Genomic DNA, 15339 nt, shown 5'->3' with positions numbered 1-15339 from the left:
CGGGGTGCCGACAAGGCCGCCCAGAACTGAGCCGCAACGTCATACGAGCTGGTTGCCCTGGCAGCCAGCTCGTATGACGTCCGGGCCGGGGGAGTCGTCAGCGGGAGACGACGACGACCTCGTACTGAGACGCGGTCGGCGGGAAGCCGGTGTCGAACTTGGCGTTGGCGACCGCGAGGCGACTGCCGAACCGGGCGACGGTCGTGGGTGTCTCGAACAGCGGGCTGGTGATGGTCCTCTGCATCCTGCCCGAGCGGAGGTCGGCGCTCAGCTTCCAGACGCTGAGCAGGTTGTCCGAGTTCTGGACCGCGAAGAGCTCGCGGCTGCCCTTCATCAGGATGCCGTCGACGTTCGGGACGCTGACGCCCGCGATGGTGGTGCTGGCGCCGGTCGCGGCGTCGACCAGGTTGAGAACGCCGTTGCCCGTGTGCGCGACGATCAGCTTGTTGCCGCCCCTGACCGCCTGGATGCCGTTGCTGTTGAACGCCCCGCTCAGGTCGGCCGCCGGGCCGCTGAGCCTCAGGGTCGTGAAGCCGCTGGACGGCACCCCGTGGACCACGGGCACGAAGTAGAGCAGCGCCTGGCTCGAGTCGGTGAACCAAGCACCCCTCCTGGTCAGCGCGACGTCGTTGATGAAGGTCGGCGTCGGGGGCGTCTGGAACTGGTACGACGACACGGGCGCGCCGGTGCGGGTGTCGTACACGTAGCCGGCCCCGGTCGGGCCGCCCGCCACGAACAGGAGCCCGTCGGAGGCGTCGGCCTTCATGCCGGTGGCGAAGCGGCCGGCAGGCGCGTCGACGAACTTGGCAGCCCGCCCCTTGTTGATGCTGCCGCGGTAGATGTCGCCCGTGAGCAGGTCGCCGGCGAAGAACGTCTGCCCGTCGAGCCTCGCGACCCCTTCCGTGCCGGTGGCTTGCGGCAGGACGATCGCCCGGTCCGGTCGGTGGGCGGCCGCCGGTGGCGCCAGCAGTGCCACAGCTGTCACGGCCGCGAGAACGGCCCCCATCACTGACTTCCTGCTCGGACCGTTCATCGCAGATTCCTCGCTTTCAGGGGAGCGGCCTCCCCGTGGCGCGCGAGCGCCCGTCGCCGGCGTGCGAGCGCCGGCCGCCGACCTGTAGGCGTCTGTCGCCTAGGTGTGGATCGCAGACTTGTCGTGGGCCTCCGGCGGCTTCCCGGTGTCGACCCGCTTCGTCTTGTCGCAGTAGCGGCACGTGTGGTGGGCGCCCGCTACGTCTCCGCCTACTGGCCCCCAGTCGTGCCAGCCCACCTTGCATCCGATCGCTCGCAACATGCTCATGACGCTGCTCCTTGCACGAGAGCACCAGTCTGCGCCCGGCGAGACGACCCCAACAAGGCCTGCTGGCCGTCTTCGCCCGCACACTGCGGGTGGTTTTTCGCGGTCCGTCCGGCCCGTTCAGTGGGGAGTTGGCCTCGGTCGGGACGGCTCGCAGGAGCTCGGTGCGGAGTACGGTTCGAGGGTGACCGACACGTACGACGACGGCACGATCGTGTGCGGCCCGGATGGGCTGGAGATCCACCGCTACTACTTCCCCTTCGGGACCAAGAACGTCCCGTACACGCAGATCCAAGGGCTCCAACGCATCGAGATCCACGGCCTGTGGTCCGGCAGGTGGCGGATCTGGGGGACGGGCAACCCGCGTTACTGGGCCAACCTCGACACGAGGCGACCGAAGAAGAAGGCCGGCTTCGTCGTCGACCTCGGGCACAGGGTCAGTCCCGTCGTCACCCCCGAGATGCCGGACGCGTTCGAGTCCGTGCTCCGTGGCCGAGCGAGCCTCGGAGCGGGCAACGCCCGTCGGATGAAGGGGCCGTTCATCTGACGCAGGGTGGGCAGGCCGGGAGGCCTGAGTGTCTCGTCCAGCCAGGGGTGGCCGAGACACTCAGGCCTCCCGGACGCGAGGTCGCGGGCGCCGGGCGGCGGACCTGTGGTTGCATGGCGCCACGATGCGCCCACACCTCCATCACACCCACGCCGACCGGGCCCCGGTCGAGCTCGAGTCCGCGTTCACTGTCGACTCCTCGCGCGTCACGTTCGGCGCGGGCTCGCTGGGTGAGGTGGGTGATCGGGTCGCCTCGCACCTGCCCGACCCCGATCGGGCGCAGGGTGGCCGCGTCGCCCTCTTCACCGACGCCCGGCTCCGCGCCACCGAGTGGTACGACGACACGCTGACCTCGCTGCGTCGGCGCAACCTCGAGGTGGTCGTCTTCGACGAGGTCCTGGTCGAGCCGACCGACGTCTCGGTCGAGGCTGCCGTGGCGTTCGCGCGCGAGACCTGTGCCGACGCCTTCGTCTCGCTCGGCGGCGGCTCCGTCATGGACACCGCCAAGCTGGCCAACCTGCTCGCGACCCACCCCGGCGACCTGCTCGACTACGTCAACGCGCCCCTCGGCGGCGGCCGACCGGTGCCCGGCGCGCTCAAGCCGCACGTCGCCTGCCCGACGACGAGCGGCACGGGCAGCGAGGTGACCGGGATCGCGATCTTCGACCTGCTCAGCGCGCACGCGAAGACCGGCGTCTCCAGCGCGCGGCTGCGGCCGACCGAGGCCGTCGTCGACCCGCGGACGACCGCCTCGCTGCCCGCCGCCGTCGTCGCGAGCAGCGGTCTCGACGTGCTCTGCCACGCGATCGAGTCGCTCACCGCCCGGCCGTTCACGAGCCGCGCCGCGTCGTCGCCCGCGACCGCCCGCCCGGCCAGCCAGGGCGCGAACCCGTGGAGCGACCTCGGCGCGCGGCAGGCGATCGAGCTGATCGGCCGCTACTTGCGCCGTGCCGTCGCGGACGCCCACGACGACGAGGCCCGGACGCAGCTGATGTGGGCGGCCACGCTGGCCGGCATCGCGTTCGGCAACGCCGGCGTCCACGTCCCGCACGCGATGGCGTACGCCGTGGCCGGCCGCCTGCACGACATCGGCGGCGACTACCGCCCCGTCGGCTACCCGCAGGGCGCGCCGCTGGTCCCGCACGGTTTCGCCGTCGCCGTCAGCGCCCCGGCGGCGTTCCGGGCACTGGCGGCGACCGCGCCGTTCCGTCACCTCGAGGCCGCCCGGCTGCTGGGCGGCGACACCGCCGGCGTCGCGCCGGGGGAGGCGGGCGACGTGCTCGCCGAGACGATGGCCGGGCTCATGCACGACGTCGGCGCCCCGAACGGCATCGGGGGCGTCGGCTACACGCTCGCCGACGTACCCGACCTGGTGAAGGGCGCCGCCCCGCAGCGCCGGCTGCTGGACAACGCGCCGAGCCAGGTCCACGAGGCCGAGCTGGACGCGATCTTCCGGGACGCGCTGAGGTGCTGGTGACCGGCACGGAGGGCAGGGCCGGGCGGCCGGCGTACGGCGACTACCCGCACCACGCGGAGCTCACGACACGCTGGATGGACAACGACGTCTACGGGCACGTCAACAACGTCACCTACTACAGCTACTTCGACACCGTCGCGAACGCCTACCTGATCGAGGCGGGCGGCCTCGACATCGAGCACGCGCCGGTGATCGGGCTCGTCGTCGAGTCGGGCTGCAGCTATCACGCGCCGGTCGCGTTCCCCCAGCGGCTGCGCGCCGGGCTGCGCGTGGACCGGCTGGGCACTCGCGCGGTGACGTACGGCATCGCGATCTTCACGGCCGACGACGACGAGGCCGTCGCGCACGGGCACTTCGTGCACGTCTTCGTCGACCGCGAGACGCGTACGTCGACGCCGATCCCTGACGCACTCCGCGACGCCCTCGCCGCGATCCAGGCCTGACGTCATACGACCTGGTTGCTCCACGCGCCACTTCGTATGACGTCCGGCAGGGCGGCCCGACGGCCCACCTTGGGACGTCATACGACCTGGTTGCTCCACGGACCACTCCGTATGACGTCCGCAAAGGCGCCGTACCCTCGACCCCGTGAAAATCGTCGTGCTCACCGGAGCCGGGATCTCAGCGGAGAGCGGGGTGCCGACGTTCCGGGCCTCCGACGGGCTCTGGGAGGGGCACCGGGTCGAGGACGTCGCCACGCCGGAGGGGTTCGCCCGCGACCCGGAGGCGGTGCAGCGGTTCTACGACGACCGCCGCGCCCACCTCGCGGTCGTGGAGCCCAACCCGGCACACCGAGCGCTGGCCGAGCTCGAGCAGCACGAGCGCCACGACGTGCTCGTGGTGACGCAGAACGTCGACGACCTCCACGAGCGGGCCGGCTCGCGAAGCGTCGTCCACATGCACGGCGAGCTGCTGAGCGCCTGGTGCGGGGCGTGCGACGGCAGGTTCCGCTGGGACGCGCCGCTGCTCGGCGGGCCGGGCTGCCCGGGCTGCGGCGAGCGGACGCTGCGGCCCGACATCGTCTGGTTCGGTGAGCTCCCCTACGAGCTCGACCGCATCGACGACGCACTGCGTGGCGCCGACCTGTTCGTGTCGATCGGCACCAGCGGCGCGGTCTACCCGGCCGCCGGCTTCGTCACGGCCGCTCGTGCGTACGGCGCCCGCACGCTCGAGCTCAACCTCGAGCCGTCGCAGGGGTCGCTGATGTTCGACGAGCGGCGGCACGGCCCGGCCGGCACTGTCGTGCCGGCCTGGGTGCGCGACCTCACCAGCTGACCAGCCCGGCAAGCCCCGGCAAGCCCCGACCGAGACATCACCCGGGGTAACTCATCGTTCGCACAGGTGGACGGCCGTCCCATCGGCGCCTCACCTGGGCGAACGCTGAGTCACCTCAGCGAACACTGAGTTACCCCCGGGCTCCTGCGCGCCCCTCACGACCGGCCTACGCGAGCAGGGCGCCGGCATGAGCGGGCAGGCTCACCCGCTCGCCGTCGTACGACGCCCCGGCCGGTGTGGCGAAGAGCAGCTCCATCCCGGGCGCCTCGACGACCGCCGGCGACCCACCGAAGTTCACCGCCAGCAGCGTGCGCCCCCGCCGGAGCGTGAACAGGCGACCGTCGACCGTGCACTGCACGTCCGTGAACGCCGGGTCCGTGAGGTCCGGCAGCTGCCGTCGCAGGTCCGCCAGCGACCGGTAGACCTCGAGCATGCGCGCCCCGCGGCCGGTCGACGCCTCGGACCAGTCCAATCGCGACCGTGCGAACGTCGCCGGGTCCTGCGGATCGGGCACCTCCGACGCGTCCCAGCCGTGCGACGCGAACTCCGCGATCCGGCCCTCCGCCGTCGCGCGACCGAGCTCCGGCTCGGGGTGTGACGTGAAGAACTGGAACGGGGTCGAGGCGGCGAACTCCTCGCCCATGAAGAGCATCGGCGTGAACGGCCCGCACAGGGTCAGCAGCGCGGCGCAGGCTAGCTGGTCGTCGTCGAGGCGTGCGGTGAGCCGGTCGCCGGCCGCCCGGTTGCCGATCTGGTCGTGGTTCTGGTTCGCGACCACCAGCCGCCAGGTCGGCATCGCCGCCCGGTCGATCGGCCGCCCGTGGGGCCGTCCACGGAACGACGACCAGGTGCCGTCGTGGAAGAAGCCGCGCTCGCACACCTTCGCCAAGGCGGACAGCGGCTCGAAGTCGGCGTAGTAGCCGGCCGTCTCCCCGGTCAGCGCCACGTGCAACGCGTGGTGGAAGTCGTCGCTCCACTGCGCGTCGAGCCCGCGCCCCCCGGCCTCGCGCGGGGTCACCAGCCGTGCGTCGTTGAGGTCGGACTCCGCGATGAGCGTCAGCGGCCGGCGCTGGTGGGCGGAGAGCGCCGCGACCTCGATCGCCATCTCCTCCAGGAGGTGCGTTGGCGACGCGTCCGCGAGTGCGTGCACGGCGTCGAGCCGCAGCCCGTCGACGTGGTAGTCCGAGAGCCACATCCGGACGTTGTCCAGGATGTGGCGCCGCACCTCGTCGCCGCCCGGACCGTCCAGGTTGACCAGGTCACCCCACGTGTTGCGGCCCTCCTTGAGGTAGGGGCCGAACAGCGGCAGGTAGTTGCCCGAGGGGCCGAGGTGGTTGTAGACGACGTCCTGGATCACGCCGAGCCCGGTCGCGTGGCACGCGTCGACGAAGCGCTGGTACGCCGCCGGGCCGCCGTACTCCTCGTGGACGCACGACCACAGCACGCCGTCATAGCCCCAGTTGTGGGTGCCGTTGAACGCGTTGACCGGCATCAGCTCGACCATGTCCACGCCGATCGAGCGCAGGTGGCCCAGCCGCTCCGCCGCCGCGTCGAGGGTGCCCTCGGGCGTGAAGGTGCCGATGTGCAGCTCGTAGACGACCGACCCGGCCAGCTGGCGGCCGGCCCAGCCCCCGTCCCCCCAGTCGTACGCCGAGGCGTCGAACGTCCGCGACAGTCCGTGCACCCCGTCGGGCTGACAGCGCGAGCGAGGGTCCGGGCGCGGCGTCGGGTCGCCGTCGAGCAGGTAGCCGTAGTCGACGTCGCCGGACGGGACGTCGCCACGCGGCGTCCACCAGCCGTCACCGTCCCGGGTCATCTCGACGGTCTCGCCGCCGACCAGCAGGCGCACCCGCTCGGGTCGCGGCGCCCACACGCTGAAGGGGGGCCTGGAAGGCGTCATGCCTGGACCCTGACCAGGAGCGCGACCGGGTAGACCGCCAGCAGGCAGCCGAGCTGACCGGTGGTCGTCTCGGCGCCCGACAGCTCGTCGCGCCAGCGTCCCGGTGGGAGCTCGAGCCGTGTGCCCTGCCAGCCCCCGGCCCGCTCCAGACCGACCGGCATCCGGGTGGCGACGGTGAGGGCGCCGCCGCGGTCGAACGCGACGACGTGGTCGGCGGCCGGTCCGACCGCGGGCACCGGGGTGTAGCCGGCGAACAGGTCCGGTCGGTCGCGGCGCAGGGTGAGCGCGCGGCGGACGAGGTGGAGCTTCGCGGCGCCACCCTCGTCCAGGGCGTCGGTCAGCGGCGGGGGAGCGTCGAGCGAGTCGAGCAGCCCCGTCCGGAGGTCGAGGTCGACCGGGCGCCGGTTGTCCGGGTCGACCAGGCTCTGCTCCCACAGCTCGCTGCCCTGGTAGACGTCGGGCACGCCCGGCATGGTGAGCGCGAGCAGCTTGGCGGACAGCGCGTTCGACCAGCCGGGCCCGGCGATCCGCCGGACGAACGGCTCGACCGTGGCGCGCACCCGCTCGTCGTCGTACAGGCTGTCGACGAGGCCGTGCATCGCGGACTCGTAGTCCTCGTCGACCTCGGTCCACGTGGTGTGGTCGCCGGCCTCGCGCATCGCCTTCTCGGCGTACGCGTGCAGGCGCTCCCGCGAGATCGGCCAGGCCCCGATCGCCGCCTGCAGGAGCAGCGACGCGAAGCCGGGGTCGGGAGACTCGACGAGACCGAGCACCCCCTCGAGCGTGGTCGCCCAGTCGCCCGGCAGCTCGGCGAGCACCCCGATGCGGGCCCGGACGTCCTCGCCGCGCTTGGTGTCGTGGGTCGAGAGGGTGGTCATCGCGTGCGGCCAGTGCTGCTGCCGCGCGGCCATCGCCTCGTGGAAGTCCGGCACCGCGAGGGAGTAGAGCGACGGGTCGCCGCCGACCTCGTTGAGGGAGGTGAGCCGCGACCAGCGGTAGAACGCGCAGTCCTCGACGCCCTTGGCCATCACCATCCCGCTGGTCTGCTGGAACCGCCGCGCGGGCGGGGTCCACGGGTCGGAGAGCACGGGCAGCAGCAGGTCGTACGTCGCCTCGAGGTCGGGGCGCCGGATCCGCGCGCGGGCGAATGCCTCGTCGAGGTGCTCGCGGCCCTCGGGCAGGTAGGAGCGGTAGACCGGGAAGCTCGCGAGCAGCTCGGCCACCGCGTCCTCGACCCGTCCGAAGGCGCCGGCCGGACCCGCTCCGTGGACGACGCCGAGACGTCGCGCCTCGCGGGTGATCCGGCGCACCTCGGAGTGCAGGATCGTGTCGGCGACCTGCCGCTTGAGGTCGTGGGTCATCGTCGACCACTCCACGGGCGCTCCGCGCAGCCGCGTCTCGAGCTCGTCCAGCGGCGCCTGGCCGGCGGGGTCGGTGAGCACCCGGTCGACGAGCGCGAGGGCGTCGTATCCGGTCGTGCCGGCGGTGGCCCAGTCGCGGGGCAGCTCCTCGCCGGTCTCGAGGATCTTCTCGACCAGCACGTAGGCGCCGCCGGTCAGGGCGGCGAGATCGTCGAGGTAGCGCCGCGGGTCGCGCAGGCCGTCGGGGTGGTCGACGCGGAGCCCGTCGACCAGCTCCTCGTCGAACCACCGCCTGATCTCGATGTGCGTCTCGGCGAAGACCTCCGGGTCCTCGACGCGTACGGCGGCCAGGGTGTTGACCGCGAAGAAGCGCCGGTAGTTCAGCCCCTCGTCGGCCACGTGCCAGTTGACCAGCTCGTAGTGCTGCCGCTCGTGGACGACGTCGGGGTCGTCCCCGGGCTCCCACGTGCCGGGCGCCAGCGGGTAGTGGTGGTCGTGGTAGAGCAGCTCGCCGCCCTCCGGGGTGTCCACGAGGCGCAGGTTGGTGATCACGCCACCCACGCCGCCGTCCGCGCCGCCGTCCGGCCCGCTCTCACCCGGGGCGGACTGGTCGTCGTCGCCGACGACCGGGATCCGGATCCGGCCCTCGCCGGCCGCCCAGTCGATGTCGAACGCGGTCGCGTGCTCGGAGTCGCGGCCCAGACGCAGCACGTCCCACCACCAGAGGTCCTCGGCCGGGGTCGCGACGCCGACGTGGTTGGGGACGATGTCGACGAGCACGCCCATGCCGAGCCGCCGCGCCTCCCGCGAGACCGCGGCCAGCCCCTCGGCACCGCCGCGGTCGGGGTCGATCCGGTCGAACGCGACGACGTCGTACCCGTGGTCGCTGCCGGGCTCCGCCGCCAGCAGCGGGGACAGGTAGACCCAGTCCACGCCGAGGTCGTGCAGGTACGGCAGCCGCCGGGCCGCCTCGAACAGGTCGAAGTCGCGGGTGATCTGCAACCGGTAGGTGCTGACCGGGACGCGCATCACCCCTCCTCGGCCCCGTTGCCGTTGGACGCCTGGCTCGCCTGGGCGGCCACCGACGCGGCGACCGAGAGGTCGGGCTCGGTCGAGGGTGCCCGGTGCTCGCGGAGGACGACGACCGAGTTGTCGGCCAGCGGCAGGACCGAGCCGGCGTACACCGTCCCGCGGCCGTCCGCGGCCCCGCCGGTGTCGACGACGACGTCCCAGTCGGCGGCGTACTCGTCCGACGGGAGGGTGGCCTCGGCCGCACCGCCGGCGTTGAAGTAGATGAGGAAGTGGTCGTCGACGATGCGCTCACCGCGGGCGTCGGTGCCGGCGATGCCCTGTCCGTTGAGGTACATGCCGATCGCCTGGCCGCCGTCGGTCCACTCGCCGTCCACCATCGGCTTGCCGCTCAGGGCGAGCCAGACGATGTCGTTGAGCCGGTCGCCCTCGCCGCCGGCCACGGGCGTGCGGACCGTGGTGCCGGCGAAGAACCGCCGCCGCCGGAACGTCGGGTGGGAGCGCCGCAGCCGGATCAGCGCCGCGGTGAACTCGACCAGGGGAGTGTCCGCCTGGTCCCAGTGCACCCAGCTCAGCTCGTTGTCCTGGGCGTAGACGTTGTTGTTGCCCTGCTGCGTCCGGCCCAGCTCGTCTCCGTGCAGGATCATCGGGACGCCCTGGCTCAGCAGCAGCGTCGCGAGCAGGTTGCGCTGCGACTTGGCGCGGGCACCCAGGATCGCCGGGTCGTCGGTGGGCCCCTCGACCCCGTGGTTCCAGGACCGGTTGTGGCTCTCGCCGTCGTTGTTGTCCTCGCCGTTGGCGTCGTTGTGCTTCTCGTCGTAGGAGACGAGGTCGCGCATGGTGAACCCGTCGTGCGCCGTCACGAAGTTGATCGACGCGAACGGCTTGCGCCCGCTGTGCTCGTAGAGGTCGGAGGAGCCCGCCAACCGGGAGGCGAACTCGCCCAGCGACGGCTCGCCCCGCCAGAAGTCGCGCACGGTGTCGCGGTACTTGCCGTTCCACTCGGTCCAGTTCGGCGGGAACCCGCCCACCTGGTAGCCGCCGGGCCCGATGTCCCACGGCTCGGCGATCAGCTTGACCTGGGAGACGACCGGGTCCTGCTGCACGAGCTCGAAGAAGGAGGACAGCCGGTCGACGTCGTAGAACTCCCGCGCCAGCGTCGCAGCCAGGTCGAACCGGAAGCCGTCGACGTGCATCTCGGTCACCCAGTAGCGCAGCGAGTCCATCAGCAGCTGCAGCGAGTGCGGCTGGCGGACGTTGAGGCTGTTGCCGGTGCCGGTGTAGTCCATGTAGTACTGCTGGTCGTCCTCGACGAGCCGGTAGTACGCCGGGTTGTCGATGCCCCGGAACGACAGCGTCGGACCGAGGTGGTTGCCCTCGGCGGTGTGGTTGTAGACCACGTCGAGGATCACCTCGATGTCCGCGGCGTGCAGGGTCTTCACCATCTGCTTGAACTCCTGCACCTGCTGGCCCGCCTCGGCCCGGCTCGCGTACTGCGCGTGCGGGGCGAAGAAGCCCAGGGTGTTGTAGCCCCAGTAGTTGCGCAGGCCCTTCTGCAGCAGGGTGTCGTCCTGGACGAACTGGTGCACCGGCATCAGCTCGACGGCAGTGATCCCCAGCTTGGTCAGGTGCTCGATGGTGGCGGGGTGGGCCAGGCCGGCGTACGTGCCGCGGAGCTCCTCGGGCACGTCCGGGTGCAGCTGGGTCAGCCCCTTGACGTGCGCCTCGTAGATGACCGACTCGTTGTAGCGGTAGCGCGGCCGGGTGTCGCCCTCCCAGTCGAAGAACGGGTTGACGACGACCCCCAGCATCATGTGCGGCGCGGAGTCGTCGTCGTTGCGCTCGTCGGGCGCGTCGAACCGGTAGCCGAAGAGGCTCGGGTCCCAGTCGATCTCGCCGTACGTCGCCTTGGCGTAGGGGTCGAGCAGGAGCTTGTTCGGGTTGCAGCGCAGGCCGCGGGAGAGATCCCAGGGGCCGTGCACGCGGTAGCCGTAGCGCTGCCCCGGCTGCACCTGGGGCAGGTAGCCGTGCCAGACGAACGCGTCCACCTCGGTCAGCTCGACGCGGCTCTCCTGCCCCTCGTCGTCGAAGAGGCACAGCTCCACACGCTCGGCCGCCTCGCTGAAGAGAGCGAAGTTGGTTCCGCTCCCGTCGAACGTCGCGCCGAGGGGGTAGGGCTGCCCGGGCCAGACATCCACGGGATCGATCATGCCGCTAGGTATCCACTGCGGGAATGATCAACGGCTCCCGGCACTTGTCTTTACCGTGACGAGTACCACCATCAGCAGGCGCGACATCGGTCTGCGCAGCGAGCGGGGGCCCGTCCTCCTCGCGGTGATGCTGAGCATCGGGCTCGTCGCGATCGACACCACGATCCTCGCCACCGCCGTCCCCAGCGTCGTCGAGGACCTCGGCGGCTTCGCCCAGTTCCCGTGGCTGTTCTCGGTCTACCTGCTCACCACGGCGGTGACCGTCCCGATCTACGGCAAGCTCGCCGACGTGCTCGGCCGCAAGCCGGTGATGCTCCTCGGGATCTTCCTGTTCGTCGGCGGCTCGGTGCTGTGCGGCTTCGCCTGGTCGATGACCGGGCTGATCGTCTTCCGGGCGATCCAGGGCCTCGGCGCGGGCGCCGTGCAGCCGATGGGCATGACGATCGTCGGCGACATCTACACGATGGAGGAGCGCGCGAAGGTCCAGGGCTACATCGCCTCGGTCTGGGCGATGGCCTCCCTCGTCGGCCCCACCCTCGGCGGCGTGTTCGCCGACTACCTCTCGTGGCGGTGGATCTTCTTCGTCAACGTGCCGATCGGCCTCGCGGCCGTCTGGATGCTGCGGCGCTTCGACGAGCGGGTCGAGCGGCGGCGTACGTCGGTCGACTGGGCCGGCGCGTTGCTGCTGACCGCCGGAGGCGTGCTGCTCCTGCTCGGCATGCTCGAGGGCGGCCAGCGCTGGGCCTGGGACTCGGGGACGAGCATCGCGATCTTCGCCGTCTCGGTGGTGCTGCTGGCCGGCTTCGTCGCCGTCGAGCGCCGCGCCGCCGAGCCGGTCCTTCCGCTGTGGGTGTTCCGGCGCCGCGTGCTCAACGCGGCCGCCGCGGGCAGCTTCCTGGTCGGCTGCGTGATGCTGGGGCTCTCCTCCTACGTCCCGCTCTACGCCCAGCACGTGCTCGGTCATGGCGCCGTCGTGGCGGGGCTGGCGCTGGCCGGCATGACCGTCGGCTGGCCGATCGCGGCCTCGCAGGCGGGCCGCCTCTTCCTGACCCTGGGCTTCCGTGCGACCGTCGGCCTGGGCGCGGTCATCACGGTCCTCGGCGCGCTGCTGCTCCTCACGGTCGGTCCGGATGCCTCGTTCTGGCACCTGACGCTGCCGTGCTTCGTCATGGGTCTCGGCTTCGGCCTGGTGGCGAGCCCGGGCGTCGTGGCGGCGCAGTCGAGCGTGGACTGGCGCAGCCGGGGCGTGGCGACGGGTGCCAACATGTTCGCCCGCTCGGTGGGCAGCGCGGTCGGGGTCGCGGTGTTCGGCGCGGTCGCGAACGCGTACGTCGCCGATCGGTCCGGGGGCCGGGTGCCCTCGCTGGAGCAGGTGCCGGCCGGCGTACTCGCTCCGGCGCTGCACACCGTCTTCGTGGTCAGCGCGGCGATCTCGGTCGCCCTGCTGGGCAGCGCCCTCCTCATGCCGAAGCGCGTCTCAGAGCCGTCGGGCGAGGTTACGGGCGAGTAACTTCGCGGAGTAGGATCGCGCGCATGAAGCGCGACATCTACGACGAGGACCACGAGGACTTCCGCGCCTCGGTGCGCCAGTGGCTCGAGCGTTCGGTCATCCCGAACACCGACAAGTACATCGCCGACAAGGCGCTCCCGCGCGAGTTCTGGCTCGAGGCGGGTGCGAACGGCTTCCTCGGTCTCTCCATCCCCGAGGAGTACGGCGGCGCCGGTGCCGACGACTTCCGCTTCAACGCCGTCCTCGAGGAGGAGCTCGCGAAGGTCGGGGCCGCGTTCCCGACCTGCGTCGGGATCCACGTCGACATCACCGCGCCGTACATCGTCGAGCTTGGCACCGAGGAGCAGAAGAAGCGCTGGCTGCCGGGCGTCTCGTCGGGCGAGATCCTGCTCGCGATCGGCATGACCGAGCCCTCCGGCGGCTCCGACCTCGCTGCGCTGCGGACCACCGCCGTCCGCGACGGCGACGAGTGGGTCATCAACGGCTCCAAGACCTTCATCACCAACGGATACTCGGCCGACCTGGTCGTCGTCGCCGCGCGGACCGACCCCGAGAAGGGGCCGAAGGGCATCACGCTCTTCGCCGTCGAGTCGACCAAGGAGGGCTTCAGCCGCGGCCGCAAGCTCGACAAGGTCGGCATGGAGGAGTCCGACACCGCCGAGCTGTTCTTCGAGAACGTCCGCGTCACCGACGCCGAGGTGGTCGGCGAGGTGGACATGGGCTTCATCCACATGATGCAGAAGCTGCCGCAGGAGCGGATCTCGTGTGCGGTCGCGAACACCCACCACGCGAAGCAGATCCTCGTCGAGACGCTGCAGTACGCCAAGGACCGCAAGGCGTTCGGCCAGTCGATCGGCAACTTCCAGCACAACAAGTTCCTGCTGGCCGAGCTCTTCACGCAGATCGAGGTGTGCGAGGCGTACATCGACAAGTGCGTCGCCGCCCACGCCCGCGGTGAGCTGACCTCGACCGAGGCGGCCAAGGCGAAGTGGTGGTCGTCGCAGACGCAGTCGGAGGTCCTCGACCACTGCGTCCAGCTCCACGGCGGCTACGGCTTCATGAACGAGTACCGCGTCGCCCGGGCCTGGCGTGACGCCCGGGTCACCAAGATCTGGGCAGGCTCCAACGAGATCATGAAGGAGCTGATCGGGCGCGAGCTCGGGCTCTGAGCGCCCAGTGAGCCCAGCCTCACCTTCTTTGCGGCCCATCGTCTCGCAAGAGACGATGGGCCGTATGACTGAGGTGGCTGATCTGACGCATCACGAGCACGGCGACACCGAGGGGCTCAGCAACCGACTCAACTGGCTGCGCGCCGGGGTGCTCGGCGCCAACGACGGCATCGTCTCCGTCGCGGGCATCGTGATGGGTGTCGCGGGTGCGAGCAGCGAACGCTCCGCCATCCTCATCGCGGGCACCGCCGCGCTCGTCGCCGGTGCGCTGTCCATGGCTGCCGGGGAGTACGTCTCGGTCTCGACCCAGCGCGACGCCGAGCTGGCCCTCATCGAGGCCGAGCGCAACGACCTGGACCGGATGCCCGAGGAGGAGCTGGCCCACCTCACCCTGATGCTGGAGGAGAAGGGTCTCTCGCCCGAGATCGCGCAGCAGGCCGCCGTGCAGATGACCGCGAAGGACGCGCTGCGCACCCACGCCGACCTCGAGTTCGGCATCGACATCGACGACGTCACGAACCCCTGGGGCGCGGCGCTCGCCTCGATGGTCGCGTTCTCGATCGGTGCCCTGCTGCCCCTCCTCACGATCCTGCTGCCGGCGCCGGAGCGCTTCTACGTCACCGCCGTCGCGGTCGCCGTGGCGCTGGCCATCACCGGCTACGTCTCGGCGAGGCTCGGCCGCGCCCGCCCCTGGCCGGCGGTGCTCCGCAACGTCCTCGGCGGCGTCTTCGCCATGGGGGTGACACTGCTGATCGGCCGCCTGCTCGGCACCCGGATCTCGTGAGGCTGTTCGCCGCGCTGATCCCGCCGGAGCGGGCCCTGGAGGACCTCGACGAGTTCCTGGAGGTACGCCGCGAGGCCGGCCAGTTCCGCTGGACGCAGGCCGACCAGGTCCACGTCACGCTGGCGTTCCTCGCGGACGTGCCCGACCGGTCGCTCGACGAGCTGGTCGAGCGACTCGGGAGGGCCGCCGGTCGGCGTACTCCCGTGGAGACGGCGATCGCCGGCGGCGGCGCCTTCCCCGACGCGGCCCGCGCGCGGGTGCTGTGGACCGGCCTCGACCTCGACGAGTCGGGCCGCACCGAGCTGAGCCGCCTGGCGACCGGCGCCAGGGCGGCCGCGACGAAGAGCGGCATCGACGTCGACGGCCAGCGCTTCCGGCCGCACCTGACCGTCGCGCGCCTCGGTCATCCGCAGGAGGTGACGAGGTGGGTCCGCCTGCTGGACGCCTACCGCGGCCCGGCCTGGACCGCCGACAACCTCAGCCTCGTCCAGTCCCATCTCGGGGAGGGCCCCCGCAACCGCCCCCGCTACGAGGTGATCGGCGAGTTCCCGCTGGGTCGTCGCCAGGCGGGGTAAGACCGCCCGGTAGATGGGTAACCGTCAGTTCGATACGCCACCTGACCGTTGCAAGGGTCATTCAGCGTGTCGAACTGACGGTTACCGTTGCGAACAGACGGTTACCCCCGCGCAGGGCAGGGTGGTGCTGGAGTACGGCGGCCGGGGGAGCCCTACTGGGCCAGGCCGTAGAGCCGATCCCCGGCGTCGCCGAGACCCGGCACGA

Annotated in this window: 13 protein-coding genes; 8 read left to right on the top strand and 5 right to left on the bottom strand. The window is 71.5% G+C overall.

Features of this window, described 5'->3' with window-relative positions:
- Positions 1–97: 97 nt before the first annotated feature.
- Positions 98–1006 carry an SMP-30/gluconolactonase/LRE family protein gene (locus ABD205_RS02445; RefSeq protein ID WP_344042041.1) on the bottom strand — a complete coding sequence of 303 codons (909 nt, stop codon included), beginning with the start codon at positions 1004–1006 and terminating at the stop codon, positions 98–100.
- A gap of 126 nt (positions 1007–1132) precedes the next feature.
- Entirely contained in the window at positions 1133–1300 is a 168-nt protein-coding gene (locus tag ABD205_RS02440; RefSeq protein WP_344042039.1) for a hypothetical protein, read from the bottom strand.
- Between the two features lie 181 nt (positions 1301–1481).
- Here ABD205_RS02440 and ABD205_RS02435 point away from each other — a divergent pair, with 181 nt between their 5' ends.
- From ABD205_RS02435 to ABD205_RS02420, 4 genes are all read left to right on the top strand, one after another.
- Positions 1482–1844, top strand: coding sequence for a PH domain-containing protein (locus ABD205_RS02435; RefSeq protein ID WP_344042037.1), 363 nt, complete (start codon positions 1482–1484; stop codon positions 1842–1844).
- Between the two features lie 124 nt (positions 1845–1968).
- Positions 1969–3321, top strand: a complete 1353-nt coding sequence (locus ABD205_RS02430) for a hydroxyacid-oxoacid transhydrogenase (RefSeq protein ID WP_344042035.1) — start codon at positions 1969–1971, stop codon at positions 3319–3321.
- Complete coding sequence (locus ABD205_RS02425) at positions 3318–3764, top strand: acyl-CoA thioesterase (protein ID WP_344042033.1); 447 nt, start codon at positions 3318–3320, stop codon at positions 3762–3764. Before ABD205_RS02430 ends, ABD205_RS02425 begins: the two co-directional genes overlap by 4 nt.
- A gap of 145 nt (positions 3765–3909) precedes the next feature.
- Positions 3910–4596, top strand: coding sequence for an NAD-dependent deacylase (locus tag ABD205_RS02420; RefSeq protein ID WP_344042031.1), 687 nt, complete (start codon positions 3910–3912; stop codon positions 4594–4596).
- 166 nt (positions 4597–4762) lie between these two features.
- Here ABD205_RS02420 and treZ read toward each other — a convergent pair whose 3' ends face one another.
- Genes treZ through glgX form a run of 3 tightly spaced genes read right to left on the bottom strand, consistent with a single transcriptional unit; the run spans position 4763 to position 11084 of the window.
- Positions 4763–6496 (bottom strand): malto-oligosyltrehalose trehalohydrolase, encoded by a 1734-nt coding sequence (gene treZ / locus ABD205_RS02415; RefSeq protein WP_344042029.1) that lies wholly within the window; start codon positions 6494–6496, stop codon positions 4763–4765.
- Positions 6493–8886 carry a malto-oligosyltrehalose synthase gene (gene treY / locus ABD205_RS02410; protein ID WP_344042027.1) on the bottom strand — a complete coding sequence of 798 codons (2394 nt, stop codon included), beginning with the start codon at positions 8884–8886 and terminating at the stop codon, positions 6493–6495. The genes treZ and treY overlap by 4 nt, the downstream gene beginning before the upstream one ends.
- Positions 8886–11084: a glycogen debranching protein GlgX gene (gene glgX / locus ABD205_RS02405; protein WP_344042025.1), complete on the bottom strand. Its 2199-nt coding sequence runs from the start codon at positions 11082–11084 to the stop codon at positions 8886–8888. Before glgX ends, treY begins: the two co-directional genes overlap by 1 nt.
- 67 nt (positions 11085–11151) lie before the next feature.
- On the opposite strand from glgX, the gene ABD205_RS02400 reads away from it, so the two are divergent.
- The 4 genes from ABD205_RS02400 (at position 11152) to thpR (ending at position 15134) form a co-directional block, all read left to right on the top strand.
- The gene (locus ABD205_RS02400; protein ID WP_344042023.1) at positions 11152–12606 is read left to right on the top strand and encodes an MDR family MFS transporter; all 1455 of its coding nucleotides are present in this window, start codon (positions 11152–11154) and stop codon (positions 12604–12606) included.
- Between the two features lie 23 nt (positions 12607–12629).
- Positions 12630–13775 carry an acyl-CoA dehydrogenase family protein gene (locus ABD205_RS02395; RefSeq protein ID WP_344042021.1) on the top strand — a complete coding sequence of 382 codons (1146 nt, stop codon included), beginning with the start codon at positions 12630–12632 and terminating at the stop codon, positions 13773–13775.
- Positions 13776–13839: 64 nt separating this feature from the next.
- Positions 13840–14559, top strand: a complete 720-nt coding sequence (locus ABD205_RS02390) for a VIT1/CCC1 transporter family protein (protein WP_344042019.1) — start codon at positions 13840–13842, stop codon at positions 14557–14559.
- A complete protein-coding gene (thpR, locus tag ABD205_RS02385) occupies positions 14556–15134 on the top strand; it encodes an RNA 2',3'-cyclic phosphodiesterase (RefSeq protein ID WP_344042017.1) in 579 nt (192 codons plus the stop codon). Before ABD205_RS02390 ends, thpR begins: the two co-directional genes overlap by 4 nt.
- Positions 15135–15339 lie beyond the last annotated feature (205 nt).

This window comes from Nocardioides panacihumi (genome assembly GCF_039530925.1).
GTDB lineage: Bacteria > Actinomycetota > Actinomycetes > Propionibacteriales > Nocardioidaceae > Nocardioides > Nocardioides panacihumi.
Note: the sequence above shows the minus strand (reverse complement) of the source record. Positions and strands in the feature narration are given on the sequence as shown.